Annotated in this window: 21 protein-coding genes; 4 read left to right on the top strand and 17 right to left on the bottom strand. The window is 61.0% G+C overall.

Features of this window, described 5'->3' with window-relative positions:
- Positions 1 to 8: 8 nt before the first annotated feature.
- Genes NFS22_RS15010 through NFS22_RS15000 form a run of 3 tightly spaced genes read right to left on the bottom strand, consistent with a single transcriptional unit; the run spans position 9 to position 2,705 of the window.
- Positions 9 to 947, bottom strand: a complete 939-nt coding sequence (locus NFS22_RS15010; RefSeq protein ID WP_251318529.1) for a uridine kinase family protein — start codon at positions 945 to 947, stop codon at positions 9 to 11.
- Between the two features lie 34 nt (positions 948 to 981).
- Positions 982 to 2,487 (bottom strand): coproporphyrinogen dehydrogenase HemZ, encoded by a 1,506-nt coding sequence (gene hemZ / locus NFS22_RS15005; RefSeq protein ID WP_251318528.1) that lies wholly within the window; start codon positions 2,485 to 2,487, stop codon positions 982 to 984.
- Entirely contained in the window at positions 2,484 to 2,705 is a 222-nt protein-coding gene (locus NFS22_RS15000; protein ID WP_277614783.1) for a helix-turn-helix domain-containing protein, read from the bottom strand. Before NFS22_RS15000 ends, hemZ begins: the two co-directional genes overlap by 4 nt.
- Before the next feature lie 201 nt (positions 2,706 to 2,906).
- On the opposite strand from NFS22_RS15000, the gene NFS22_RS14995 reads away from it, so the two are divergent.
- A complete protein-coding gene (locus NFS22_RS14995; RefSeq protein ID WP_251318526.1) occupies positions 2,907 to 3,149 on the top strand; it encodes a hypothetical protein in 243 nt (80 codons plus the stop codon).
- 93 nt (positions 3,150 to 3,242) lie between these two features.
- Here the strand turns inward: NFS22_RS14995 and NFS22_RS14990 are convergent, their stop codons facing one another.
- The 10 genes from NFS22_RS14990 to NFS22_RS14945 form a co-directional block, all read right to left on the bottom strand.
- Positions 3,243 to 3,860, bottom strand: a complete 618-nt coding sequence (locus tag NFS22_RS14990) for an MBL fold metallo-hydrolase (RefSeq protein WP_251318525.1) — start codon at positions 3,858 to 3,860, stop codon at positions 3,243 to 3,245.
- 26 nt (positions 3,861 to 3,886) lie between these two features.
- Entirely contained in the window at positions 3,887 to 4,288 is a 402-nt protein-coding gene (locus NFS22_RS14985; protein WP_251318524.1) for a hypothetical protein, read from the bottom strand.
- A 92-nt stretch (positions 4,289 to 4,380) separates the two neighbouring features.
- A complete protein-coding gene (gene dtd, locus NFS22_RS14980) occupies positions 4,381 to 4,821 on the bottom strand; it encodes a D-aminoacyl-tRNA deacylase (protein ID WP_251318523.1) in 441 nt (146 codons plus the stop codon).
- Positions 4,822 to 5,008: 187 nt separating this feature from the next.
- Positions 5,009 to 7,246, bottom strand: a complete 2,238-nt coding sequence (locus NFS22_RS14975) for a RelA/SpoT family protein (protein ID WP_251318522.1) — start codon at positions 7,244 to 7,246, stop codon at positions 5,009 to 5,011.
- Between the two features lie 100 nt (positions 7,247 to 7,346).
- Positions 7,347 to 9,416, bottom strand: a complete 2,070-nt coding sequence (recJ, locus tag NFS22_RS14970) for a single-stranded-DNA-specific exonuclease RecJ (protein ID WP_251318521.1) — start codon at positions 9,414 to 9,416, stop codon at positions 7,347 to 7,349.
- 172 nt (positions 9,417 to 9,588) lie between these two features.
- Entirely contained in the window at positions 9,589 to 10,218 is a 630-nt protein-coding gene (gene lepB / locus NFS22_RS14965; RefSeq protein ID WP_251318520.1) for a signal peptidase I, read from the bottom strand.
- A 293-nt stretch (positions 10,219 to 10,511) separates the two neighbouring features.
- A complete protein-coding gene (locus tag NFS22_RS14960; RefSeq protein WP_251318519.1) occupies positions 10,512 to 12,758 on the bottom strand; it encodes an ATP-binding protein in 2,247 nt (748 codons plus the stop codon).
- Positions 12,755 to 13,828: a metallophosphoesterase family protein gene (locus tag NFS22_RS14955; RefSeq protein WP_251318518.1), complete on the bottom strand. Its 1,074-nt coding sequence runs from the start codon at positions 13,826 to 13,828 to the stop codon at positions 12,755 to 12,757. Before NFS22_RS14955 ends, NFS22_RS14960 begins: the two co-directional genes overlap by 4 nt.
- A gap of 27 nt (positions 13,829 to 13,855) precedes the next feature.
- Positions 13,856 to 14,632, bottom strand: coding sequence for a TIGR00282 family metallophosphoesterase (locus tag NFS22_RS14950; RefSeq protein ID WP_251318517.1), 777 nt, complete (start codon positions 14,630 to 14,632; stop codon positions 13,856 to 13,858).
- 221 nt (positions 14,633 to 14,853) lie between these two features.
- On the bottom strand, positions 14,854 to 15,870 hold the full coding sequence (locus NFS22_RS14945) for an acyltransferase family protein (protein WP_251318516.1): 1,017 nt from the start codon (positions 15,868 to 15,870) through the stop codon (positions 14,854 to 14,856).
- Positions 15,871 to 16,329: 459 nt separating this feature from the next.
- Here NFS22_RS14945 and malQ point away from each other — a divergent pair, with 459 nt between their 5' ends.
- The 3 genes from malQ (at position 16,330) to NFS22_RS14930 (ending at position 20,891) form a co-directional block, all read left to right on the top strand.
- Positions 16,330 to 17,835 carry a 4-alpha-glucanotransferase gene (malQ, locus tag NFS22_RS14940; RefSeq protein WP_251318515.1) on the top strand — a complete coding sequence of 502 codons (1,506 nt, stop codon included), beginning with the start codon at positions 16,330 to 16,332 and terminating at the stop codon, positions 17,833 to 17,835.
- Positions 17,836 to 18,047: 212 nt separating this feature from the next.
- Positions 18,048 to 20,327, top strand: coding sequence for a glycogen/starch/alpha-glucan phosphorylase (locus NFS22_RS14935; protein WP_251318514.1), 2,280 nt, complete (start codon positions 18,048 to 18,050; stop codon positions 20,325 to 20,327).
- A 342-nt stretch (positions 20,328 to 20,669) separates the two neighbouring features.
- Positions 20,670 to 20,891, top strand: a complete 222-nt coding sequence (locus tag NFS22_RS14930) for a helix-turn-helix domain-containing protein (protein ID WP_420908874.1) — start codon at positions 20,670 to 20,672, stop codon at positions 20,889 to 20,891.
- Between the two features lie 43 nt (positions 20,892 to 20,934).
- Here the strand turns inward: NFS22_RS14930 and NFS22_RS14925 are convergent, their stop codons facing one another.
- The 4 genes from NFS22_RS14925 to NFS22_RS14910 form a co-directional block, all read right to left on the bottom strand.
- Positions 20,935 to 21,732, bottom strand: a complete 798-nt coding sequence (locus NFS22_RS14925; RefSeq protein WP_251318513.1) for a Cof-type HAD-IIB family hydrolase — start codon at positions 21,730 to 21,732, stop codon at positions 20,935 to 20,937.
- A 169-nt stretch (positions 21,733 to 21,901) separates the two neighbouring features.
- Positions 21,902 to 22,285: a VOC family protein gene (locus tag NFS22_RS14920; RefSeq protein WP_251318512.1), complete on the bottom strand. Its 384-nt coding sequence runs from the start codon at positions 22,283 to 22,285 to the stop codon at positions 21,902 to 21,904.
- Between the two features lie 24 nt (positions 22,286 to 22,309).
- A complete protein-coding gene (gene feoB / locus NFS22_RS14915; protein ID WP_251318511.1) occupies positions 22,310 to 24,709 on the bottom strand; it encodes a ferrous iron transport protein B in 2,400 nt (799 codons plus the stop codon).
- 234 nt (positions 24,710 to 24,943) lie between these two features.
- Positions 24,944 to 25,753 carry an Mrp/NBP35 family ATP-binding protein gene (locus tag NFS22_RS14910; protein WP_251318510.1) on the bottom strand — a complete coding sequence of 270 codons (810 nt, stop codon included), beginning with the start codon at positions 25,751 to 25,753 and terminating at the stop codon, positions 24,944 to 24,946.
- Between the last annotated feature and the right edge of the window lie 41 nt (positions 25,754 to 25,794).

Genomic DNA, 25,794 nt, shown 5'->3' with positions numbered 1-25,794 from the left:
GGATAAAATCAGTGGTATTTATAGCTTCCGCCGCCGATGAATTCCCGAAGAAGGGAGTCTTTGGCCACCAGCGCGGGGTCGATGGCCTCAAAGTGTTCAAAGGAAGCAATCAGGTCCAGCAGTTCGTCATGGCGCTCGTTGTCCTCAGGGACGCTTTTGAGAATGGGGACGGCGTAGTTTTTCATCACCGGTACCTCGTAGGGCAGGGAGGAGTCGAAGACAATGTCGGCCTTGCCCTTGAAGGGGGAAATGTACAGCTTTTCTCCCCGGCGGACATTGGCCCACATGGCTAGGGTCTGGGCCACCTCCTGACCCCGGAAGCTGTAGTCCCGGACAGCCCGGCGGGTCAGCCGCATCCAGGTGCCCTTAAAGCGGAGAGCGGCGCCCTCGTTCACGTTGGAGCGGGCGGAGATGTACAACTTGGTGGCCTCCGGGTGGCGGCCTGCTATGTTGTCATTCAGGGCGTGGATGCCCTCGAAAATGGCAATCTCGTTCTTCTCCAGCCTGAGGGGGGTGCCCAGGCTGTCGTTGCGCATCTGCCGGGCGAACTCAAACCTGGGAATAAGAATCTCCTCCCCCCGGGACAGGGCGGTGAAGTGCTGGCCCAGCAGCTCCGTGTCCATGCACAGGGGGGACTCATAGTCGATTGCCCCCTCCGGTGTGCGGGGCGCGGTTTGGGGGTTCACGGTGAGAAAGTAGTTGTCCATGGCCACCGCGCGGGAGTTTACCCCACGGCGCTGGAGCTCCTCGGCAATCTTCATGGCCGTTGTGGTCTTTCCGGAGCCGGAGGGCCCGGAAAGCAGCACGATTGGGCTTCGCTCCAGGTTGGACAGAATCTTGTCTGCCGCCAGCGACACCCGCTGGGCGTAGTTTTCGTCACACTCGGCCAGAAATTCAGTCACGTCGGTCCGGACACGCCGGTTGATCTCCTGTAATTGGTATGCCATAATAGCTCACTCCTCTTTAAAGGCCCCGTTATTCCTACAGATAAAAACTCCGAATTTCCTGCTTCTGTCCCAGCACCTTGTCCAGTCCGGACAGATAGTCCTGGGGGTATTTGGGGTTGGTGAGGCGGAGGATTTTTCCGCCGCCGCCAATGAGCTTGGTCACTCCGCCCGCCCCCAGGGAGACGACGGTGTGCAGCTCCTCCATCATGATAATGTTGTACAGGCTCTCGGTGCCCGGCTTGGCCCAGCCCACATTCTCCAGCGAGCCGGACATGTACTTCTGACGGTATAAATAATACGGGATATAACCCTCTGTTGTCAATGTCTCCCGGGAAAAATCCAGCATTTCAGCCGTCTTCTCTCCGGTGGGGAGGCAACCTCCCTGCTCCATCAGGGAAGATCCCTTTTTCAGCGCCAGAGTGTGGACGGTGATATTCTCCGGAGCCATAGCCAACACCCTCTCCAGAGAGCGGCGGAAGCCGTCGAAGGAGTCCTGGGGCAGGCCGGCAATCAGGTCCATGTTGACACAGTCAAAGCCCACACGGCGAGTCAGCTCATAGGCCGCCCGGATGTTATCAGAGGAGTGCTTTCGCCCAATCGCCTCCAGCACATGCTCCTCCAGGGTCTGGGGGTTAATGGAGATGCGCCCGATTTTATGCCGGGCCAGGGTCTCCAGCTTGTCTATGGTGATGGTGTCAGGCCGCCCTGCCTCTACAGTGTACTCGGTGCAGCCCTCCAGGGGGAGGCATTCCTCGCACTTGGACAGCAGCCGGTCCATCTGGTTTGCGGACAGGGTGGTGGGGGTGCCGCCCCCCATGTAGAAGGAGCGGACGGTCAACCCCGTCTCTCTCAGCACCCGGCCGGTCTCCTCCACCTCCCGGAGCAGGCTGTCCAGATAGGGCTCCACCAGCTTCAGCGTCCGGCCCACGTCGGCTGAGACGAAGGAGCAGTAGACACACCGGGTGGGGCAGAAGGGGATACCGATATAGAGGGAGACCTCCTGGGGAAGCAGGGACTTCTGCGCCGCCACGCTGGCCTGGGCGCAGTCCACCGCCAGCTTTGCCCGGGCGGGGGAGACGAAATACTCCTTCTCCAGCTCCTTCTGGGCCTGCCTTGGGGTGTTCCCGGCCAGCAGGGACCGGGTGGGCAGCTTTACCGGGCGGACCCCCGTAAGGGCCCCCCAGGGAGGCTGCGCCCCCAGCAGGGCGGTGCCCGCCTTATAAAAGGCGATTTTCAGAGCGTGCTGAACGGTGTGGTAGACCTCCTCAGGGGGGCGGTCCAGCTCCTGGGAGGGGAAACGGCTCACACCGTTATAATATCCCTGGGACCGGAAAACCAGAACACTGAGATTGGTCAGCTTCTTCCCCCGGTGGAGGGTAAACACCGCCGCGTTTTTTTCGCCGCCCATGTCCCCCGGCAGAGGCCCGGCCGGGTACTCGGGCCGCTCCCCCGGGAACAAAGTCAGCATCATCTGTTCCGCTGCGTAGTGATACCGCTCTGGCGACCAGGGGAAGTTGGAGATCTCAAAGTAAAGCTTCATGGCTGACGCTCCCTTGTTTCGCTGCGGCCAATGAGATAGTCCAGGCTGACGTTGTAGAAGTCAGCCAACGCAATCAGCTTGGGGAGTTCAGGGAAGTTCGCCCCTGCCTCATAGTACTGATAGGCGTGGGGAGCTTGATTAAGCAGCTCAGCAAGTTGAATCTGCGTCATATGTCTCTCTTTGCGGAGCAGTTTTAATCTTTCAGGTAAAGTAATCATAAAAACCCCTTGGCATGGAGCTGGTCTTCGTTGCATAATGCAGACACGAAGAACAACTTTGGGAATGGAGGAATCACTATGGACCAAACTATACTACATACTTTATTCTTTGGCAACCTGTAAATTCCCGCCGAAATCGCGAAATTCTGCAATACAATCCCGGAGTATGTCCAGGCGGAGCAGGAATGTAACAGAGCCGCGGTGAAACTGCTGGATCTCATCGGCTATGAGTGCTACAACGAATTTGAATTCGCCCTCACCAGCCATCTCTCCTGTGAGGCCCGGGCCTACTGCCTCTTCGGCCCGGGCCTGCGCCAGGAGGTTCTTAAGGGGCTGGGGGTGCAGTGCCGCACCGAAAAGCCTCCCTTCGCAAAGGGAGGTGGCACCGCCGAAAGCGGTGACGGAGGGTTTTCCCCAATCGAAAACGCATCTGTTTTCATGTAGGACCCCCCGGCTTCGCCGGGAGCCCCCCTTGCGAAGGGGGCCTTTGCGCTGCGCCTTTTGAAGCCCCCCTGGTTAAAGGGGGGCGGGGGGGATTTACTTCAGCTCCATCCCCTGTTTCAGGTAGGGGTTGATTTTCCGCTCGGTGTCCAAGTCGGAGGTGTCGCCATGGCCGGGGAGGACGTGAAAGCTGCCCTCCAGCCTGCCCAGGCGGCCCAGGGAGGCCAGGATTTCTTCCCAGCTGCCTCCCCGCAGGTCAGTGCGGCCGCAGTCGCCGGCGAAGAGGGTGTCCCCGGTGAACAGGGCGTCACCCGCCTTGAGGGTGACAGAGCCGGGGGAATGTCCGGGGGTGTGGAGTACCTCAATGGTGAGCGCCCCCAGAGGGAGGGTGTCTCCCTCATCATAGAGCAGCAGGTCATCCACCTGCCCCGCCAGGGGGAACAGACGGCTGCCCGCCCCGTTGGCGTCGGCCTGGTGGATGTAGATTTTGGCTTCAGGCAGGGCCTTATGCAGCTCGGGCACGGCGGTGGTGTGGTCGTAGTGGCCGTGGGTGAGGAGGATATACTCCACCTGAATATCCATCTGGTTCAGCTGGACCAAAATGCGGTCCGCCTCGTCGCCGGGGTCAATGACGGCGGCCTTTTTGGCGGTTTCGTCCTCCAGAATATAGCAGTTGGTACCAATAGGGCCCACCTGCATCATGCTGATCTTCATAAGAAAACCCTCGCTTTTCATTCATTTTATGGAAGCATGTCCGACTGATCCTCAAATCCGGTGAGGTCGACATGCTTTTTCTTGTAGGCGTCCTCAAAATACCCGATTGCCTGCTCCACCTGGGGCACACACAGCTCCCACATCTGGTTGTGTTCCGGCGCGGACCAGCCCACGCCCACAATATACTGCCCCTGGAAGGGCCCCGCCTTGGCCAAGGCGCTTTGGATATACCAGTACTCCTTGGGATTTTTGGGATCTCTCTGCTCCAGAATCAGAAAGCTGTCCACATCCTCCAAATTGAGCTTCCGCAGCTCTGAGACAATGATCTCCCAGCTGAGCTGACTGCTGGGATAGCCAGACAGCTCCAGCCTCCAGGGCCAGTCCGAATGAGGCTGGCTGGCATCGGATTTCTTCTTGAAAAACAGCATGGGAACAACCTCCTTGGTTTATTTGCAGGGCGCGACGACCTCGATGCGCTATTTGTCTGTCGGCGCAGGGCGGCGTACCCAGTGGTCATGCCCTACTTGTCCGTATCAAAGAGGATGGTCACCGGCCCGTCGTTGACCGAGGCCACCTGCATATCCGCTCCGAACTGGCCGTGCTCCACAGTAAAACCCCGCTGGCGGCACTGCTCCATAAACCGCTCATACAGCGGGACGGCCAAATCGGGCTTGGCAGCGTGGGAGAAGCCGGGGCGGCGGGAGGAGGTGTCGGCGTACAGGGTGAACTGGGACACCACCAGCAGCGATCCCCCAACCTGCTCCAGGTTCAGGTTCATTTTTTCATTTTCGTCCTCAAATATCCGCAGATTGCAGATTTTTTCCGCCAGCTTGTCACAGACAGCCTCGTTGTCCTGGGGGCCCACCCCCAGCAGGACCAGAAAGCCCCTGTCAATGGCTCCCTCCACCCTGCCGCCGATGGTGACAGAGGCGGAGCTGACCCGGGTAACGACCGCACGCATGGAATCACGTCCTTCTATCGAGTATAATGCTTGTGAGTTTGCGTCCAAAAGCCTCCCTTCGCAAAGGGAGGTGGCGCCGTCGAAGGCGGTGACGGAGGGTTTTCTCCTATCACAGCGCATCTGTTTTCGTTAGGAAAATCCCCAGTCAGCTTCGCTGACAGCCCCCTTTGCGAAGGGGGCCTTTTCCCTATTTCCCCGAAGCTCTCGCCACGTGGTACACGCCCTGGATATTGTTCAGCTTGTTGACAACGCCCTCCAGCTCATCCTTGTCCTTTACCTCCACCACCATGGAGATGGTGGCGTGGCCGTCCGGCATGGAGCGGGCGGACAGGGCGGACACCTTTACCTTGGCGGTGGACAGGGCCATGGCCACGTCCAGGGTCAGGTTGTCCCGGTCCTTGGCGGACAGTTCCAGAGACGTCTTGTAATTGGGCAGCTTGCTGTCCGCCCAGGACACCTTGATCCAGCGGTCGCTCTCGTCGGGCTTGCGCCGGTCCGGGTGGGCGTTGGGGCAGTCCGCCCGGTGGACGGACACGCCATAGCCCCGGGTGATAAAGCCAATTACCGGATCGCCGGGGACAGGGGTGCAGCACTTGGCGAATTTTACCAGGCAGTTGCCCAGACCCTCTACAATGATGCCCGAGTCGGAGTGTTTGGGTTTTACAGGTCCGTGAGTGCTGCCAGCGGCGGCGCTGCCGGGCATAATGACGCTCTCCTCCAGGGTGCGGGCGGCGGCGGCCGCCTTTTCCGCCTGGAGCCGGCCCAGCCGCTGCATCTCCTCCCGGATACGGGCCACCGACTTGGAGGCTGTGGTCCCCCCGTAGCCGATAGAGGCGTACAGCTCATCCAAGGTGCCGCAGCGCAGCTTGTGAAGGATGTGGGGCAGGACCTCCTCAGAGGTGACGGCGGCCAGAGTCATCTTGGCGTGCTTCAGCTCCGCGTCGAAGGCGGCCCGGCCGGTGGCGATATTCTCCTCCCGCCGCTCCTTCTTAAACCACTGGCGTATTTTATTCCGGGCCTCGTTGGACTTGCACAGCTTGAGCCAGTCCCGGCTGGGGCCCTTGGCGCCTTTGGAGGTGAGCACCTCCACAATGTCACCGTTGGACAGCTGGTAGTCGTAGGGCACCATCCGCCCGTTGACCCGGGCACCCACCATAGTGTTGCCTATGGCGGAGTGGATGTTGTAGGCAAAATCGATAGGGGTGGCGCCGGCGGGCAGGCTTTTCACGTCGCCGTTGGGGGTGAAGACAAAGACCTCGTCGGCGAACAGGTCCACCTTCAAAGTGGAGACGAACTCCTCCGCGTCGGTGTCCTGCTGTCCCTCCAGCAGCTTGCGCACCCACTCGAACTCATGCTCGGTGCCCAGATTCCTGTTGGCCATCCCCTGCTTGTACTTCCAGTGGGCGGCAATGCCGTATTCGGCGGTCTGGTGCATCTCCCAGGTGCGGATCTGCACCTCAAAGGGGATGCCCTCCCTGCCGATCACGGTGGTGTGGAGAGACTGGTACATGTTGGGCTTTGGGGTGCCGATATAGTCCTTAAAGCGGCCCAGTACCGGCTTGAACATGTCGTGGATACAGCCCAATACGTTGTAGCACTCCGGGATGTCACTGACAATCACCCGAAAGGCGTACAGATCAAAAATCTCGTCCAGGGTTTTGTTCTGGGCGAACATTTTGCGGTATATGGAGTAGATGTGCTTTACCCGGCCGTAGATGGTGCAGTGGAGCCCCTCCTGGGACAGGCGCTGCTCAATGCGCTGCTGGATACCGGCCAGAAATTCCTCGTGGGCGGAGGAGCGCTCGGTGAGCTCCTCCTCAATCTCCTTGTAGCCCACCGGGTCCAGATAGCGCAGGGACAGGTCCTCCAGCTCCCACTTGATCTTCTGCATACCTAAACGGTGAGCAATGGGGGCGTAAATCTCCATGGTCTCCAGAGATTTCTCCCGCTGCTTGCGTGGGGACTGGTACTCCATGGTGCGCATATTGTGCAGCCGGTCGCACACCTTGATGAGAATCACCCGGATGTCCCGGCTCATGGCCATGAGCATCTTGCGCAGATTCTCCATCTGCTCCTCTTCCTTGGTGACAAACTGCATCTTAGTCAGCTTGGTCACCCCCTCCACCAGCTCGGCCACGGTGGGGTTGAACTTCTTTGCGATCTCCTCGTGGGTGGAGGCGGTATCCTCAATGCAGTCGTGGAGCAGGGCGGCCACCACCGAGTCCAGGTCCAGCTCCAGGTCGGCCACAATCTCGGCCACGGCGATGGGGTGGATAATATAGGGCTCGCCGCTTTTGCGCAGCTGCCCGTGGTGGGCGGCATCCGCATAGGTAAAGGCGTCAAACAGCTTCTGGGTATCCAGGCTTGGCATGTAGTTGAATACCTTTTTTTCCAGCGAATGATAGCGTTCCAAAATGGGGTCCATAATGTCACCTCGGTATTTGGGTGTTATCTGTAGGGCGCGACGGCCTCGGCGCGCCGCGAGACAGCGGTTTTGCTCAGGCGGGGCGGCGGAGCGCCGCCCCCTACACGCCGTTTTCCAAAATCCGGCGCAGGCGTTTTATGATCTCTGATGCCTCTAAATCCACCTTATGCTCCACATGGCGCAGGGTGATCTGGATGCGGTCGGTGCGGCGGTTCAGGTTGATCAATCCCCGCTCCTCCAGCACCTCCAGGCAGAGCATGGTGCGGGCGGGCACCTCCCGCTGCCGGGTGGCCCGGGCCACCGACCGGGCGATACGGGCCGGTGTGTCCTCCACCACGGTGGAGGCAGTGGACTGCCTTTCCAGCCACCGGTACAGCCCCACAAAGTCCCCCCGGCTGGGGAGCAGAAACCGGGCCTCCTCACAGGTGAGGGGGTCTCCCCGGCTGTATTTGTCATAGATAGCCTGTTCCAGCTGGGCCCGGGAGGGGGCCAGCCGCAGGTCCACCACCTGGAGCTGGACGGTGCGCACACCCCGGAAGTCATTGATCTGGGGGTAGAAGACCACATCCACCCGGCACCCGGGGTACAGCCCAAGCTCGGAGCCCTGGCTGGAGAAGTAGATGGCATCCAGGGCCACCCCCCGGCTGTCCAGCCTCAGCTTTAAATGCCTGCCCCGGCCCACCTGGGACATAGTGTGCACCTGGGCGCCCTGAAGCAGGAACACCGGCCTGGGATTGCCTGTGCCGCAGGGCTCCAGCAGATCCAGCGCCTTCACCGCCTCCACCGTCAGATGCTGGGGGGCAACGGCCATGTCCACCTCCAGCACCGAGGGCAGGGCCTCACCGTGGCAGCTGTCCGCCACTGCCTGGCGCAGGGCCAGGGCCAGGGCGGGGATATTTTCCTCTTTGACCGTAAAGCCGGCGGCCAGGGCGTGACCGCCGAAGTTTTCCAGCAGGTGGTCGCAGGAGGTGAGCAGCTCAAAGAGGTTGATGTCCCCCCAGGAGCGGCAGGAGCCCTTGCCCATGCCGCCGTCCAGGCAGATCATAAAGCAGGGGCGAGCATATTTTTCGGCCAGGCGGGAGGCCACAATACCCACCACCCCCTGGTGCCACTGGCTTCCGGCCAGTACAATGGCCCCCTCCTGGGGCGCCTGCTCCAGGTGGCAGACGCACTGCTGAAAAATGTCTCCCTCAATGCCCTGGCGCTCCCGGTTCAGCTCGCACAGCCGGGCGGCCAGCTCGTCGGCTCGGGCAGGGTCGTTTGTAAGGAACAGCTCCACCGCCACCTCGGCCATGCCCATCCGTCCGGAGGCGTTGATCCGGGGGGCCAGGGTATAGCCCACAGAAACGGAGGTCACCGGCTTGTCCTCCAGCCCTGAGCACCGCAGCAGGCTGGCAAATCCCACCCGCCGGGGCGGGTCCAGCCTGGTCAGCCCCAGGCTGACAATGGCCCGGTTGGCCCCGGTCATGGGCATCACGTCGGCCACCGTGCCCACGGCGGCCAGGTCGCAGAATTCATCAAATACGGCCCGCCCCTCCTGGGGACCGGCCACAGCCAGGGCCAGCATCAGGGCCACGCCCACTCCGGCCAGCCCCTTAAAGGGGTAGGGGCAGTCGGGCCGGTGGGGGTCCACTACCGCCGCCGCGGGGGGGAGGGTCTCCTTACAGGCGTGGTGGTCGGTGATGACCACGTCCATGCCCAGGTTGTTGGCCAGGGCGGTCTCGTCCACAGCGGTGATGCCGCAGTCTACAGTAATCACCAGAGCCACGCCCTGCCCGGACAGGGTGTGGACTGCCTCCAGATTCAGGCCGTAGCCCTCTCCCAGGCGGCTGGGGATGTAGGGGACAACGTGTCCCCCCCGGGCAGTGAGAAACTGGGTGAGCAGACAGGTGGCGGTGATGCCGTCCACATCATAATCGCCATAGACGGCGATCAGCTCCCCCTGCTCCAAAGCCAGCCGCACCCGCCGGGCGGCCCTGTCCATATCTTTCAGCAGCATGGGGTCGGGAATGGGCTCACTGTTGGGGGAGAGCAGCCTTCGGGCGGCCTCCGGGCGGGTCACCCCCCGGGCGGCCAGCAGTCCGGCCAGCAGCGGGGGCAGGCCGGTCCGCTCCAGGGCCCACTGCCCCTCCGGACAGGGAGCGGCCACCCGCCACTGCTTGTATTTCACCGGTGGTCACCTCCCGCCCTGTCCTGCACGCTCCGCTGGACGCGGAGCGCACGATCCACATGTTAACTTTTCTATTATAGCACAGGAATATAGCCCGTTTCAAGATAAAATACAAAAACAGCGCCCCCAGCCGCCTTTTTGGCCGGGAGCGCGCTGTTTCAGCGGACAGATGCTATACAATACCAAAGCGGTCCAGAGGCCACAGGGCGAAAACCGCCTTGCCCAGGATATAGTCGGTGTTGATGGGTCCAAGCTGAACGTCCCGGCTGTCGGTGGAGTTGTTGCGGTTGTCCCCCAGGACAAAGACAGAGCCCTCGGGAACCTCCCAATGGGTCCCCTGCATGGTGGGGCCGTAGGGCAGGTGCATCTCCTCCGGAAGGTAGGGCTCGTCCAAAGGCTGGCCGTCCACATAGACGACCCCGGCGGCGTAGTCGATGTCCACAGTCTGTCCTCCGGTGGCGACAACCCGCTTGACAATGGCCCTGGGCTCGCTCCAGCCCTGGAGGATAACAGAGGTCTTGTTCAGTACCACAATGTCCCCCTGCTTCGGGGTGTAGCCCAGAGACCAGATCAGCATAACCTCACCGTGCCGGAGGGTGTTGTCCATAGAGGAGCCGTCCACCCGGGTGAGCCGGGCCACGCAGTTGAACAGCACTACCGCGGCGATAACACAGCCCAAAAAGAGCTGGAGCCAGTCGTACACCTCCGCCCCAGGACGGCGGGGCTCCTCCTGTTCCTCAATCTCCTCCTCCGGGGACTGAAGCCACGGGGGTCTCCGAACCGGGTTGTTGTATTCGTCCATTGGGGCACCTCGTTTCCTTGTGTCGTGGTTGGTATTATAACCGGTTTGAATGAAAAATGCAACAGGAACAGAGCTGGGGCAGGGAAATCAATTTTGGCGCTGCAGGGCACGACGACCCCGGCGCGCCGTCGGGAAAAGCTACTAACCAGCGGCGGGCCGAGTCGTCCCGCCCTGCAAATACGGCTGGACTGATTAAAAATTGATTTCCTTGGGGCTGTCAGCCGCAGGCTGGCTGAGAATTGCGTTTTGCGAAGCAAAATATTACGAAGTAAATCAAGTCTGCTGAATCTTGTTCACAACAGCTCAATCTTCTTCACCCCAGGCATATCGGCCAGCACCTCCCCCTCCCGCTTCTGGCAGGAGAACAGGAGCAGCTGCTGCTCACCGGACAGCTCCCACAGCAGTTCCAGTGCCCCCTCCAGGCGGGAATCGTCAAAGGAGGTCAGGGCGTCGTCCAGCAGGATGGGGGGCTTTTCGGGCAGGCACAGCCGGCATACCGCCAGCCGGAGGGCCAGATAGAGCTGGTCCGCCGTCCCCCGGGACAGGTACAGGGCGGAGCGGGGCAGCACCCCGTCTCCCTCCCGGACAAAGCCCTCCAGCTCCCGGGTAAGGGATACCGCCGGGTACTTCTCGCGGGTGAGCCGGGCCATGTACTGGCCGGTGAGCCGGTTCAGCTCCGGGGAAAACCGCTCCTGGAGCTGGGAATTTGCCTGGGTGAGGGCGTCCATAGCGGCGGCGAGGGCGTCAAACTCCAGCCTGCGGCGCTCCAGGCGCCCCTCCAGCTCCTCCGCCTGGGCGGACAGGGCGGCGGGGTCGCCCATGGCCTGGAGGGTGCCCTGGGCCTGGTTGAGCTGGGCAGTGACCTGTTCCAGTTGCTGGGCAGTTCGGGCCAGGGCCTGGGCGGTCTCCTCCGTCCCCGCCTCGGGGACGGGCAGCTGGACGCCGGGGTCCTCTCCGCGCCCGGCCCCCTGGGCGGTCAGGTCGTCCAGACGGCGGCGGCGCTCCTCCGTCCGGTCCCGGGCCAGGGCCAGGTCGTGGTCCACGTTCAGCGCCCGGGACAGGGCTGCCGAGCAGCCGAACATGTCGCTGGCCTCCGGGGCAAACTGGTGGACAAAGTCCAGCAGCTGCTGCTGGGTGGCCTCCAGCTTGGTCTCCCGCTCGGCAACGGCGTTTTGGATGACCTCCACCTCGTGGACGGCCTTGCCGGCCGCCTGACACAGGTCCCGATAGCTAAGCGCCTGGGCGGTGAGCTCCTCCGGAGTCTGAACGCCGTATTGGGCCAGCAATTCCCCGGCCTGCTTTCGTATCTTGGAGGAGGAACGCAGGCACAGAAAGGACAGACAGGTCAGCAAAGCATAGACAGCCAGTATGGGGAGAATAAGATTGGTCTGACGGAAGGTATACCAGCTTGAGAAAAGGAAATAGGCAGACACCGAAATAAACGTGGCATGAAACAGAAAAAAGCGCTTGCGAAGCCCAGCCGCTCTCTTAATAGCCGCGTGATAGGCGGCCGCGTCTTCTCCTGCCTTGGTGACCGCCTCCTCTCCGGACAGGCCGGTAAAGCGTTCGTCCTTGGCGGCCTCTTGGGCCAGGGCGGCGGACTGTTTGGACTCCTCCAGGGCGGCGGAGCCCTGCTTGATCTCCTCCTCCAGAACCTTGAGGTATTGCAGCTCCCCCTGGGCCTTTTTCAGCTCCTCCCGATGAGGGAGGGGACGTGCGGCCCATTCCGCCTCCAGGTTGGACAGCTGTGTCCGTGCGGCCTGATACTCCTCCTCGGCCTGGGCATACCGCAGGTCCAGCTTTTGCCGGACGGCGGCCCGGTGGGCCTCCATTTGGCGGGACAGCTCCTCCCGCTCCCGGGCCAGGGCGGCCTGTTCCCCCTCCAGCCGGGTCACCTGGGCGGAGATATCCTCCAGCTGCTCCAGCGCCTCCCGGACCTGAGACAGCTCCCCCTCCAGCTTGGGGATCTCCCCCACGCTTTTGTTGACCTGCCGCCGGTTTTTCCACTCCTTCAGCCGCCCCATGGCCTGGGAGAAGGACACATCCTCCTCCCCTGAGCTGACCAGGGCGGCAATGCGCCGCTCCAGCTCAGGGGCGGTGGTGAGGGACAGGTTTCCGTCCCCCAGAAAGGCGGAGCGGGAAAAGACCTCCGCGCCCACACCGGTGAGCAGCTCGCCGCAGTTGGAGGCGGTGAGGCCGGGGACGGGCTCCTGAGTGCCGGTGTAGACGGCGGAGAAGAACCCGAAGGGACTGTTTCCTCGGGGACCCCGGCGGATGGTGATATCCCTGCCCTCATACTCCAGCGTGATCTCTCCCTCCATGGGGGCGCCGGACCAGGGCTGGTAGCGGTTTTTGTCGGCCAGGTAGCCTTTTTTATCCCGGTCTCGGGTGTCAATGCCGTAGAGCATAGTCCGCCAGAAGGCGGCCCAGGTGGATTTGCCCCCCTCGTTGGGGGCGTGGATCAGGGTGAGGCCGGGCCCCGGCTCCAGCCGGGCCTTTTCCAGCCGGCCAAAGGTGGCGGTCATGGATTTGATTTTCACGCCTCCTCACCTCCTTCCAGGGCGGCCAGCCCATACCGGGCGGCCATCTGCCAGAGGGGATTGTCCGGTTCCTCCCGGCACTTTTCCCACATGATCCGCAGGAACAGCCCTGTGAGGGCGTCCTCCTCCCGCCGGGCCCACAGGTCTTCGGGCAGGCGGGTGTGGTCAATCAGGGTCAGGCCGTAAAATTCAGAGGACAGGAGCTGGTGCAATTTTGTCAGGTTAGGGGCTTCGCCCTCGCCGGTCAGAACAACGCGGCAGATAAGGTCGCTGGTTTTTCCGGGCAGAACCTCTAAAATGGCGGACAGCGCGCCCTCCGGCCCGGTAATATCCGCGGAAAAAATCTCGTACCGGTACTTGGCCAGGGGGATAAACCGGGCGTTTATCTTTCCCGGCTCCGCCTCCAGATACAGCACGCCCTTCTCCCCCAGCTCGTCAAAGCCCCGCCCCTCGGGACAGCCGGGGTAGGCCCAGAAAGTGTTTCCCTCTTTTTGCAGGCCGCTGGCCTGGTGGACATGGCCCAGGGCCAGGTAGTCCAGCCCGCTGGAGGCGATATCCAAAGGCGAGATGGGGCCGTAGCTGTTTTGAGGCCCTACGCAGCCGTGGAGACAGGCGATGTGGAGCTTGCCGTCCTCCGGGACGTTCAGGCCGTCCAGGGGGCAGGCGTCCTGATGGGGGCCGGTGAAGGCCCTTCCCCACAGGGTACAGCCGGGCAGGCTGACCTGCTCCAGCTCTTCAGAGGAAAAAATATGTACGTTTTCCGGCCAGTCCAGGGTGGTCCAGATGGATCTGGGGCTGTAAAAGTCGTGGTTGCCCGGCGAGATGAACACCGGGCAGGGGATGGCCGCCAGGGCGGAGCATAGGGCCTGGGCGGTCTCACGGAAGACCCGCTCCGAGTCCAGCAGGTCCCCCGCCAGCAGCACCAGATCGGCGTTTTTCTCCCGGGCCAGCCCGGCCAGACGCTCCAGCAGCTCCCGCTGCTCCCCCCGCCGCTGGACGGCCCGCTGCGGGCTCAGCCCGGCAAAGGGGCTGTCCAGGTGGAAGTCAGCCCCGTGGATGATTTTTAACATAATGCTACCTCTTTGCTACCAGATTGCCTACTCCTCAATGTCCGCCCGGCGGACGGCGACACACCTCTTTTTGCCGGTATCAATGGTGAACAGGCAGGCGTTAAGCTTGCAGTTTCCCTCGGCCTCCTCATACCGCCGGGGCAGGCCGCCTAAAAAGAGGTTAAGGGAGTTTTCCGGCTTGATGCCCAGCACAGAGTTGACCGGCCCGGTCATCCCCAGGTCGGTGACAAAGCCGGTGCCCTGGGGCAGGACCCGGCAGTCCGCTGTGGGGACGTGGGTGTGGGTCCCCCATACCGCCGCCGCCCGGCCGTCCAGATGCCAGCCCATGGCCCCCTTTTCGCTGGTGGCCTCGGCATGGAAGTCCACCAGGAGCAGGTCAAACTCCCCCCGGTTGACATAGAAATTGGCCGCTTTAAAGGGGCTGTCCAGGTTGGAGTTCAGGTCCACCCGGCCCATGATGTTCAGCACCCCCAGCCGCAGTCCCTGGCACTGATAGACGCCAAAGCCCCGGCCCGGCACCCGCCCGGCGTAGTTGGCGGGACGGAGAATGCGCTCGTCCTTGTCCAGAAAGGCCCCGATCTGGATACGGTTCCAGGTGTGGTTGCCCAGGGTAATTACGTCGGCCCCGGCCTCCAGAATCCGCCGGGCCTGGGCGGGGGTGATGCCCACCCCGGAGGCGTTTTCCCCGTTGACCACGGTGAAGTGGGCCCCCGTCTCCTCACGCAGGCCGGGCAGGCGGCGGGACAGAATGTCCTGCCCCCCCTCGCCCACCACGTCGCCCACGGCTAATACGTTTAACAGCATAGAATATCCTCCTTGCCGATGGTTGTTTCCTACCTGCCTATTATAAAATATCACCAAACAATTCGCAACTGTTGTTTGACGAAATACAGGGAAATCAATTTTGGCGCTGTTGGGCGCGGCGTTGGAAAAACTGCCAGCCAACGGCGGGCCGAGTTGTTCCGCCCTGCAAGTGCGGCAGGATGGTCTGAAAATGGATTTCCGTGGACGAAACAGGGGGCGGTCTAAGCTGCCCGTTGTTTCCTGACATTCAGCCAGGCCTTGCGCAGCCATTCCACCGCCCGGCGGAGCAGCAGAGCCAGAAAGATGTTGGCGGCGTAGGACAGCAGAAAATACAGCCGGTTGCTTGGGCCGAAGCGGACCAGCCGGCGCAGCAGCTCCACCTCGGAAAACAGGCTGACGTTGAGCAGATAAATTTCCAGGCTGTGCCCGCCCAGCAGCCGAAAAAAGGCCTGGAGCCAGCCCAGGGGCAGGCGTTCAAAGCACCAGCAGATCACAAAGCACATAGGCACCGTGGTAAACAGAAACAGATAGCAAAGCGGGTGGTAATCGGCGTAGGGACCCTTGCCCATGTACATCAGGTAGGCAACGCCCAGCCCCAGCCAGAAGCACCAGAACAGAAGATCCCTGGCCCCCAGCCTCCGATCCTCCAGCACGTAAAAGCCCAGCAGCAGGCCCAGGAAAAAGATGGGAATGCGGAAAAATACATCCATGGAGTACCAAAAACCATCGATCATCAGCACCCGGCCGGCCAGCAGGCCCAGCAGGGTGCCCAGGCCAGTGAGCAGTTCCCGATGTTTGCTGCAGCGCAGCCGGCGGAAGCAGGCGGGAGTGACGGCGTAAAAGGTCATAGACCCGGCCACATACCAGTTAAAAGCCCCCAGGGGGCGGACCCAGTAGTACAGCAGGGCGGCGTTCCAAATCAGGGCGCTCCAGTGCCCGCCCCGGGTGAGCAGGACAAACAGAGTATAGGGGATCATCACCAGATAATAGGCCGGAAGTATCCGGGCCGCCCGCCGGGCCATGAATTGGGAGTAGCTCTGCTCCCGCCTGGACAGGGACATCACCAGCCCCATGGAGGACAGCAGAATAAAAATGTCCACCCCGCCAAAGCCGGCGGCCCGGAACCACTCCAGCAGAGGGTGGCCCATATCCAGGTCGAAGGAGTGAAACAGCATGACCCAGAGGATGGCAACGCCCATCAGTTCGGTGCGGTATTTGCTCAAAATACGGTAGCCCATGGCGTACTCCTTTTTTATAATGCGGCGGCACCGCCGCTGCTGCTGAAAGCCTTTGTCAAAAATTACTTGACAGAGACACTGCACACGGTATCATACAAACAGAAAACCGCTGTTACTGACGGTTGGCTCTATATAGTTATGGCAGCCAGGTACATAAGTATCGCAATACCCGATGAGGCACAAACGGTAAACCGCCAATATGCAACAGCACGCCTTCAGTCCCCTCGGGCTGAGGGAGTTTTTTATTCTACCATAATATGCCGAATATTGCAATAAACATAGAATATATCTCTCATTTATTTAAAATGCTTTGCCCTGATAAATTTTGCAGGGAATTTTCCCGGTCAAGAAGCTGGCCGCTTCTATGGCACTTGCGTTCCCGCTTTAAATGTGCTAAAATTGCCCTGCCTGTATTTGATGGCATAATCATCCAAAATTTACAAGAAAGGGGATTCCAATGTGAGAAAAGCGGGAATCCTGATGCCCGTGTCCTCCCTGCCCTCCCCCTACGGGATCGGCACGCTGGGCGCGCAGGCGCGAAAGTTTGCGGATTTTCTGGCCGCCGGCGGCCAGAGCTGCTGGCAGGTCCTGCCTCTGGGGCCCACCAGCTATGGCGACTCTCCCTATCAGTCCTTCTCCTCCTTTGCCGGCAACCCCTATTTTATCGACTTGGATCTGCTGGCGGAGGAGGGCCTTCTGGAGCCTGGGGAGTACCAGGACCTGAACTGGGGCGGCGACCCTGAGCGGGTGGACTACGGACTGATGTACGTCACCCGCTACCCCGTGCTCCGCAAGGCCTGCGGCCGCCTTTTAGCCCAGGAGCGGCCTGATTTTGCCGTCTTCTGCCAGGAACAGGGGGAGTGGCTGGAGGACTACGCCTTTTTTATGGCCCTGAAGGGAAAATACGGCGGCATCCCCTGGCACCAGTGGCCCGAGGGGATGCGCCTGCGCCGGAAGGAGGCCATGGACCGCGCGGGCAAGGAGCTTGCGGAGGATATCGCCTTTTGGAAGGCGGTACAGTATCTCTTCTTCCGCCAGTGGCAGGAGCTGAAAGGCTATATCAATCAAAAGGGCATATCCGTCCTGGGGGATCTGCCCATCTATGTGGCGCTGGACAGCGCCGACGTGTGGGCCAACCGGCCCCTGTTTCAGCTGGACGAGGACGGCCTGCCCACCGAGGTGGCCGGCTGTCCCCCCGACGCCTTTACTGCCGACGGCCAGCTGTGGGGCAACCCCCTCTTCGACTGGGAGAGAATGAAGGAGGACGGCTACGCCTGGTGGCTGCAGCGCATCTCCTTCCAGTTCCAGCTGTACGACACCCTGCGCATTGACCACTTCCGGGGGTTTGACTCCTACTACGCTATCCCCTATGGGGATAAGACCGCCCGCAATGGCCGCTGGAAGCCTGGGCCGGGTATCGCCTTTTTCAAAACGGTGAACAAGGCCCTGGGAAAAAAGGACATCATTGCCGAGGATTTAGGCTTTCTCACCCCCTCGGTACACAAGCTGCTCAAAGACTCGGGCTACCCCGGGATGAGGGTGCTGGAGTTCGCCTTTGGCAGCCGGGACGTGGAGAGCGACTACCTGCCCCACCGCTACCCCGCCCACTGTGTGGTGTACGCCGGCACCCACGACAACGATACCATCCAGGGCTGGATGGCCTCCGCCTCCAAAAAGGAGGTATCCTATGCCAAGGCCTATCTGCGCCTGTCCAAGCGGGAGGGCTACCACTGGGGGATGATGCGCTCGGCCTGGGCCTCCCCTGCCGACCTGGCGATTATGCAGTTCCAGGACCTGCTGGGGCTGGGCGGCCAGGCCAGGATGAATACTCCCTCTACATTAGGGAATAATTGGCAGTGGCGGGCCCTGCCCGGCACCTATGACGAAAAGCTCTCCAAACACCTGCGCCGGGAGATGGAGGTATATCAGCGGCTGCCCCATCCGCCCAAGACGAAGAGAAAATAGCGGTCTCAGCCGTGTCAAAAGCCTCCCTTCGCAAAGGGAGGTGTCACCGCCGCAGGCGGTGACGGAGGGTTTTCCCCGATGAAATATATCGATTCCCCTTCGGGAGACCCCCCCACCCGGCTTCGCCGGGAGCCCCCTTTGCAAAGGGGGCCTTTCCCCACAGGGGGACGAGAGAGCGTCCCTGAACCCCAACGAATTAAGGAGATATATCTATGCAACTGAAAGAACAACTCTTCCAGACCACACAGGCGCGCTTTGGCTGCGCTCCCGATCAGTGTGACGACCGCCAGCTCTACGAGGCCCTGCTGATTCTCACCCGCCGTCTGGCCCAGGACCGTCCCGCCCCCGCAGGCGGACGGAAGCTCTACTACTTTTCCGCCGAATTCCTGATGGGCAAGCTGCTCAGCAACAATCTGCTGGCCCTGGGGCTGCACGGCGAGGTCAAGGAGCTGCTGGCTGACCTGGGCCGGGACCTGGGGATTATCGAGTCTATGGAGCCCGAGCCCTCCCTGGGCAACGGCGGGCTGGGCCGTCTGGCCGCCTGCTTCCTGGACTCTATCGCCGCCCTGGGCCTGCCTGGTGACGGTGTGGGCCTGAACTATCACTACGGCCTGTTCCGGCAGAAGTTTGACCACGGCCGCCAGACCGAGGTCCCCGACCCCTGGATTAAGGCGGACAGCTGGCTGATTCCCACCGGGGTCAGCTTCGACGTCCCCTTCGGCGGCTTTGATCTGAAGGCGGTGCTCTACGATATCGTCATCCCTGGGGCCAACAACCAGTACGCCAACCGGCTCCACCTCTTTGACGTGGCCCAGCCCGCCGATGCCCCTTGGGTGGGGATCGACTTTGACAAGGGGGATATCGCCCACCGCTTGACCTCCTTCCTCTACCCTGACGACAGCGACGACGCCGGCCGGCTGCTCCGGGTGTACCAGCAGTACTTTATGGTGTCTGCCGGGGCCCAGCTCATCCTGTCGGAACTGGAGTCCAAGGGGTATGCCCTGAATACCCTGGCCGACCATGTGGTGGTCCAGATTAACGACACCCACCCCTCCATGGTCATTCCGGAGCTCATCCGCCTGCTGACAGAGCGGGGCATGTCCTTTGACAACGCCTTTGAGCAGGTCCGCCGCACCTGCGCCTACACCAACCACACCATCCTGGCCGAGGCCCTGGAGAAGTGGCCCCTGGCCTTTATTGAGAAGGTGGTCCCCGGGCTGGTGCCCGTCATCCAAGAGCTGGACCGCCGCATGAAGCAGGCCCATCCCGACCCCAAGGTGGCCATCATTGACGGCCAGAACCGGGTACACATGGCCCATATGGACATCCACTGCGGCTTTTCCGTCAACGGCGTGGCCGCCCTCCACACGGAGATTCTGAAAAACTCCGAGCTCAAGCCCTTCTACGACCTCTACCCCGAAAAGTTCAACAATAAGACCAACGGCGTCACCTTCCGCCGCTGGCTGGAGGCCTGCGACCCCAAGCTCACCGCCCTGATTGACAGTTGTATCGGCCCCGACTGGCGGCAGGACGCCCGCAAGCTGGAAAAGCTGCTGGACTTCCAGGAGGACGAAGCCGTTCTGGACCGGCTGCTGGAGGTGAAGCAGCACAACAAGAACCACCTGTGCCGCATCCTGTGGGCCGTTCAGCACATTGAGCTGGACCCCCAGTCGGTCTTCGATATTCAGGTCAAGCGCCTCCACGAGTACAAGCGGCAGCAGATGAACGCCCTGTATGTCATCCACAAGTATCTGGAGATCAAGAAGGGAAAGCTGCCTGAGCGGCCTGTCACCGTGCTGTTCGGCGCCAAGGCGGCCCCCGCCTATATCATGGCCAAGCGGATCATCCACCTGATCCTCTGCCTGCAAAAGCTTATCGAGCAGGACCCCCAGGTCCGGCCCTGGCTGCGGGTGGCCATGGTGGAGAACTACAATGTCACCTGGGCCGAGCGGCTTATCCCCGCCTGCGACATCTCTGAGCAGATTTCCCTGGCCTCCAAGGAGGCCAGCGGCACCGGCAACATGAAGTTCATGGCCAACGGTGCGGTCACCCTGGGCACCATGGACGGCGCCAATGTGGAGATCGCCCAGCTGGTGGGGGAGGACAACATCTACACCTTTGGCCGCAACAGCGACACGGTAATCGGCCTGTACAAGGGCAGCGAGCCTGACGGCCGGGCCTACCGCCCCCTGGACTGCTACCACCGCCCGGCGGTGGAGGGGCTGGTGGACTTTATCATCTCCCCCGAGCTGCTGGCAATCGGCGACCCTGCAGAGCTGTCCGCCCTTTGGAAGGACATGAAGACCAAGGACTGGTTTATGGCCCTGCTGGATGTAGAGGAATACATCACAGTTAAGGACCGCTGCCTGCGGGACTACGGCGACCGCCGGGCCTGGGCAAAAAAGATGCTGGTCAATATCGCCAAGTCGGGGTATTTCTCCTCCGACCGGACCATCGAGCAGTACAATGAGGATATTTGGAAGTTGAAATAACTGTTTGTATTATAAAAGAGCGTCCCGAACCACCGGGACGCTCTTTTCAAACCCTTCCCATCCCAACAAAAAGCCCTCCCACACTATGCTTTTTCAGATCTTCCAATTCAGCGTTTCCGGAGCGTTTTCCAGCTGCCGCAGATATTGTATGAGCACCTAACGGACATAGCCTGCTCTCCTCCGCCAGTTCTTTTACCTGCTCATATAAGCACAGCGGCATCCGAACACTAACAATTTTTTGGGGCCTTGCCTCATATCAATCACCTCACTTTTGTTTTAAGGGTTATTCCCATAAATGTAAACTCAAAAAATCTCGCTGAAGCATAATATTCTGGGGTGATGATGTTGTTGGAGCATCTGCGAGGACTGCTGGAAGATAAAGACCTGTCTCAAGCGGAAATGTCCAAAATCCTGCAAGTTCATCAGACAACCTATTCTGATTATGAGCTGGGCAATTTGAATATTCCAATCAACACACTCAAGCAACTGGCACTTTTCTATAACACCAGCATTGACTATCTTCTAGGATTGACAAATGTGCGGGAACCTTACCCCAGAGCATAAAGGAAGAGAGACGCCGGGAGGCGTCTCTTTTTATTGGGGGATTTTATTCCAAACAGCTCAAAATGGCCCAGGCCACGCCGTCCTCTGCGTTGGAGGGTGCGATCCGGGCGGCGGCGGCCTTTACCTTTTCCGGGGCGTTGTCCATGGCTATGGGTAGCCCCACCACGCCAAAGGCGCTCATATCGTTCTCGCTGTCCCCCACGGCGGCGCACTGGTTCAGGGGGATGTTATACCGCCCGGCGATTACCCCCAGAGCTGTTCCCTTGTCTGCGCTGTCGGCAGTGAGCTCAAAGTCGTGGCTGGAGGAGGAGGTGAGGGTCACGCCAGGCAGGGCGGCCAGCTGCTCTGTAGGGCAGCCCCCGGGTCCGATCTCCCCGTGAATTTTGACCAGGGGGAGGTTGTGGGACTCCATATAGGCCCAAAAATCCTCCGTTACAATCACCGCCTCGTGGAAGACGGGGAAGGGATAAAAGGTCTCCATCAGCTTCTTATAGGCCGCGTTTACCATAAACTTCTCCCCGGCGTAGACAATCAGCTGGGTGTCCCAGCTCAGACACAGCTCCAGCGCCCGCCGGGCGGAGGGCTCCGGCACGCCCCAGCAGCGGATAATCTGTCCGGTTTCGCCGTCCGCCACCAGTCCGCCCCCGGCCCCGGAGGTCAGCAGGTCACACCCGGCCTCTTTGGCGAAGAAGACACCCTCCTGAACGGGCCGGCCCGTGTTGATGACCACCCGCACCCCCGCCGCCCGGGCCTTGGCAATGGCCGCCCTGGCGGCGGCGGTGACAGTCCCCTCCGGTGTGAGCAAGGTGCCGTCCAGATCCAGAGAAATGAGTTTTATCATAGAAATCAGTCCGTTTCTGTTTTTCTTTTCCCGTTTTTATCAAAATTCTTTTTCAGGGCCCGTTCCACAACGGGGATGGAACCCGGCGTCACGACAAGCTGCACCCCACAGATGACTATACCCACAGTGCCTGCCAACGCTATATCCCGTTCCGGCACAAGGAGCAAGGTTAAACTGTGATCTCAATCTGGTTGCCTTCAATCCCCACAATACAGCTCTCATAATATCCATCGCCGGTGGTGCGGGGGCCGCTCAGCACTTCAAAGCCATCCTTTTTGAGCCGGGCGGTCAGCTCCTCCACCTTCTCCCTGCTCCCGACGCTGAAGGCAAGGTGAATCAGGCCCGTTCTGGTATAGGGCTTTTCCAGGTCCTCCATGCTCGGCCTGTTCATCAGCTCCAGCCTGGCTCCCTCCCGGAAGGACAGAAAGCAGGACCGCAAACCGGTGTTTTGATTGTGGTAGCCCGCATTGGATTCCGCCCCAAAATAGGTTATGAAAAAGTCCCTGGCCCGTTCCAGTTCATTTACATACATTGCCACATGTTCAATCTTCATAATGGCCTCCATCAAAGCCGCTCATCACAGAAACAGCCCTCCAATTTGATACACTAAAAACGACACCGCATAGGCGCAGCCCATCTGCCAGGCGATAGAAAACCAGGCCCACTTGGAGGAGTTCATCTCCTTGAACAGGGTGGACACGGCGGCCACGCAGGGGACGTACAGCAGGATAAACACCAGCATGGAAAAGGCGGACAGGGGGGTGAAGCCGGCCATGGCGGCGGCCACTTCCCCACTGGCGGCGGTGAGGGAGAAGCCATAGAACATGGACAAAGAGGAGACCACCATCTCCTTGGCCACCAGCCCGGTGAGCAAAGCCACGGCGGCCTGCCAGTGCCCAAAGCCGCAAGGGGCGAACACAGGGGCGATTACTCCGCCCAGGGTCCCCAGCATGCTGCAGGAGGCGTCTTCCACCATGTGCAGAGAGAAGTCGAAGGACTGGAGCAGCCACAGTACCATGGACATGAGCAGAATCAGCGTTCCGGCCTTGACCAGAAACCCCTTCACCTTCTGCCACACATGGGTGAGCATATTGCCCAGGGAGGGCAGGCGGTAGGGGGGAAGCTCCAGCACAAAGGGGGCGGGCTCTCCGGCAAAGAGGGTCTTTTTAAAGAACAGACCCGAGAGAATGCCCACAATCATCCCCACAATATACAGCCCAAAGACCACCAGCCCCGCCCAGGGGCCGAAAAAGGCGGCGGAGATCAGACCGTAGACGGGCAGCTTGGCGGAGCAGGACATAAAGGGCACCAGCAGGATGGTCATCCGCCGGTCCTTCTCGTTCTCCATAGTCCGGGCTCCCATAATGGCGGGGACAGAGCAGCCAAAGCCCATAAGCATGGGGATAAACGCCTTGCCGGACAGTCCGAACCGGCGCAGGGCCCGGTCCATGATAAAGGCGGCCCGGGACATATAGCCCGAATCCTCCAGCAGAGAGAGAAAAAAGAACAGCAGGGCAATCTGGGGCAGAAAGGTGAGCACGCCCCCCACCCCGGCTATGATGCCGTCGCAGATCAGGGAGATGACCACGGCGGACACCCCTATCCCCTCCAGGGCGGGGGCCAGCCAAGCGGACAGAGCGTCCATCCCCGCCCCCACGCCGTCAGACAGCCAGGCGCCGAAGGGGCCGAAGGTAATTACAAACATCACCAGCATGGTGCACAGGAACAGCGGGATGGCCCAGAGGCGGTGGGTGACCACCCTGTCGATCTTCTCGCTGAAGGTGAGCTCCCCGGACACGTCCCCCTTGACCACCGATACTCCCACCACCCGCTGGATGTACTGGTAGCGGCTGTCGGCAATGAGGGTCTCCCGATCGCCCAGGTCGCTGGAGTTCTCGTATTCGGCCACCAGCGCGTCCAGCTGCCTCTTTACCTCCGGGGGGAGGTCCAGGGCCTTTTCCACAATGGCGTCCCCCTCCAGCAGCTTGATGGCCGCCCAGTGGGCGGGGAGGTTGGCGGCGTAGGCGTAGTCGTGGAGCAGCTTACCCATGCGGTGGTGGATGTCGTGAGTATAGTCGTCATAGAGGTCGTCGGGCTCGATGGTCACCCCCAGGTGCATCTGCCGATGGGCGGTGTGCAGCAGCTGCTCAATGCCCTCGCCGGTGCGGGCGGTAATGGGCACCACAGGGACGCCCAGCTCCTTGGACAGCCGGTCTACATCAATTTTATCTCCCCGCTTTTCCACCTCGTCCATAAAGTTGAGGGCCACCACCGTGGGCCGCTCCAGCTCCAGCAGCTGGGCGGTGAGGTAGAGGTTGCGCTCCAGATTGGTGGCGTCCACAATGTCAATGACGCAGTCGGGAGCCTCGCCGATAATAAAATCCCGGGACACAATCTCCTCCATGGAGTAGGGGGACAGGGAGTAGATGCCCGGCAGGTCTACCACGGTTACCTCCCGGTCTCCAATGTGGGCGGTGCCCTCCTTTTTCTCCACAGTGACGCCGGGCCAGTTGCCCACGTACTGGTTGGAGCCGGTGAGGGCGTTGAACAGGGTGGTCTTGCCGCAGTTGGGATTGCCCGCCAGGGCCACCCGCATGGCCCGCCTGTCATGGGCGGCGGGGTCGTAGCGTCCGGCGTGCTCGGCCAGCTCGTGCTCATGGTCGTGGAGCTGACGGCGGGCGGTTTCCGGGTCGGGAGTATGGCGGGTCATGGCCGCCCGGGCCGCGCCGGACCCCCTGGGCCGGGGCTGGCCCATGACAATCTGCCCGGCGTCCTCCTTCCGCAGGGACAGCTGATACCCCCGCAGATTGACCTCAATGGGGTCGCCCAGGGGGGCGATTTTGGTCACCCTCACCTCGGTGCCCGGGGTGAGGCCCATGTCCACCAGCCGGCGCTTTACCGTCCCCGATTTATTGCCAATGGACAAAATTGTCCCGCTCTGGCCGGGGGACAGCTCCTCCAATGTTCTCTTGTCCATATACATCCCCTTCCTCTTCCTGGATATTGTATCCTACCATGAGGACATTTTCAAGGGATTTGCCTGTCCAAGGGCAGAAAAATTCCCCGGCGGAGCCGGGGAATTCATTTCTCTTCAATATACTCCGCAATATCCTCTATAGCAATCGTCAAAATTGCTGCCACTTGTAGGGCCGGCCTGTGGCCGCCTGCAAAAAAGATAGAGTTTCCTATAGCAAGCGGGCGGGATGTTTTTTCAGCTGTCCAGCTTTTCGGCCAGTTCGGCCATATAGTTGGTGGGGAAGGCCTCGATTTTCCCGGCGTCGAAGGCGGCGGCCAGGGCGGGGTTGATGGGCAGCCGGGCCAGGACTGGGACATCCAGCTCTGCAGCCACCTTTTCGATATGGCTTTCACCAAAAATGGCGTGCTGCCTGCCGCAGTCAGGGCACTGGAAATAGCTGTAGTTCTCCACCAGACCCAGCACGGGAATGTCCATCATCTTGGCCATATTCACCGCTTTGGCCACAATCATAGACACTAGGTCCTGGGGGGAGGTGACCACAATCACCCCGTCCACAGGGAGAGACTGGAACACCGTAAGGGGCACGTCGCCGGTGCCGGGAGGCATGTCCACAAACATATAGTCGATATCCCCCCAGATGACCTCCTGCCAGAACTGGGTGACCACCCCGGCGATCACCGGGCCCCGCCAGATCACCGGGTCGGTCTCGTTGGCGGAGAGGAGGTTGAGGGACATCAGCTTAATCCCTCCGGCGGTCACGGCGGGGTCGATACCTGCGTCGGAACCGGTGGCCCGCTGGTGAATACCAAAGGCGGTGGGGATGGAGGGTCCAGTGATGTCGGCGTCCAGAACGGCCACCTTGCGGCCCTTTTGGGCCATGGCCGCCGCCAGAGAAGCGGTGACCGTGCTCTTGCCCACGCCCCCCTTGCCGCTGACCACGGCGATTACCTGTTTGACGCTGGACATGGAATTGGCGGGCACCCGCAGGTCCCGGGAACCGCAGTCAGCGGAGCAGCTGGAGCAGTCATGTGTGCATTCTGCCATAATTGATACATCTCCTTCTATTTTGTGGAGGCTCCCTCAGA

The sequence above is a fragment of the Flintibacter muris genome, from assembly GCF_943192995.1.
Lineage (GTDB): Bacteria > Bacillota > Clostridia > Oscillospirales > Oscillospiraceae > Lawsonibacter > Lawsonibacter muris.
The sequence above is the reverse complement of the archived record's forward strand: the minus strand, read 5'-3'. Positions and strand labels throughout refer to the sequence as shown.

What these genes read in the sequence shown, in the direction of transcription:
- NFS22_RS15010 (WP_251318529.1), bottom strand. Translation starts at nt 947, where the DNA reads ATGGCATACCAATTACAGGAGATCAACCGGCGTGTCCGGACCGACGTG.
- hemZ (WP_251318528.1), bottom strand. Translation starts at nt 2,487, where the DNA reads ATGAAGCTTTACTTTGAGATCTCCAACTTCCCCTGGTCGCCAGAGCGG.
- NFS22_RS15000 (WP_277614783.1), bottom strand. Translation starts at nt 2,705, where the DNA reads ATGATTACTTTACCTGAAAGATTAAAACTGCTCCGCAAAGAGAGACAT.
- NFS22_RS14990 (WP_251318525.1), bottom strand. Translation starts at nt 3,860, where the DNA reads ATGAAGATCAGCATGATGCAGGTGGGCCCTATTGGTACCAACTGCTAT.
- NFS22_RS14985 (WP_251318524.1), bottom strand. Translation starts at nt 4,288, where the DNA reads ATGCTGTTTTTCAAGAAGAAATCCGATGCCAGCCAGCCTCATTCGGAC.
- dtd (WP_251318523.1), bottom strand. Translation starts at nt 4,821, where the DNA reads ATGCGTGCGGTCGTTACCCGGGTCAGCTCCGCCTCTGTCACCATCGGC.
- NFS22_RS14975 (WP_251318522.1), bottom strand. Translation starts at nt 7,246, where the DNA reads ATGGACCCCATTTTGGAACGCTATCATTCGCTGGAAAAAAAGGTATTC.
- lepB (WP_251318520.1), bottom strand. Translation starts at nt 10,218, where the DNA reads ATGGACGAATACAACAACCCGGTTCGGAGACCCCCGTGGCTTCAGTCC.
- NFS22_RS14955 (WP_251318518.1), bottom strand. Translation starts at nt 13,828, where the DNA reads ATGTTAAAAATCATCCACGGGGCTGACTTCCACCTGGACAGCCCCTTT.
- NFS22_RS14950 (WP_251318517.1), bottom strand. Translation starts at nt 14,632, where the DNA reads ATGCTGTTAAACGTATTAGCCGTGGGCGACGTGGTGGGCGAGGGGGGG.
- NFS22_RS14945 (WP_251318516.1), bottom strand. Translation starts at nt 15,870, where the DNA reads ATGGGCTACCGTATTTTGAGCAAATACCGCACCGAACTGATGGGCGTT.
- NFS22_RS14935 (WP_251318514.1), top strand. Translation starts at nt 18,048, where the DNA reads ATGCAACTGAAAGAACAACTCTTCCAGACCACACAGGCGCGCTTTGGC.
- NFS22_RS14930 (WP_420908874.1), top strand. Translation starts at nt 20,670, where the DNA reads ATGTTGTTGGAGCATCTGCGAGGACTGCTGGAAGATAAAGACCTGTCT.
- NFS22_RS14925 (WP_251318513.1), bottom strand. Translation starts at nt 21,732, where the DNA reads ATGATAAAACTCATTTCTCTGGATCTGGACGGCACCTTGCTCACACCG.
- NFS22_RS14920 (WP_251318512.1), bottom strand. Translation starts at nt 22,285, where the DNA reads ATGAAGATTGAACATGTGGCAATGTATGTAAATGAACTGGAACGGGCC.
- feoB (WP_251318511.1), bottom strand. Translation starts at nt 24,709, where the DNA reads ATGGACAAGAGAACATTGGAGGAGCTGTCCCCCGGCCAGAGCGGGACA.
- NFS22_RS14910 (WP_251318510.1), bottom strand. Translation starts at nt 25,753, where the DNA reads ATGGCAGAATGCACACATGACTGCTCCAGCTGCTCCGCTGACTGCGGT.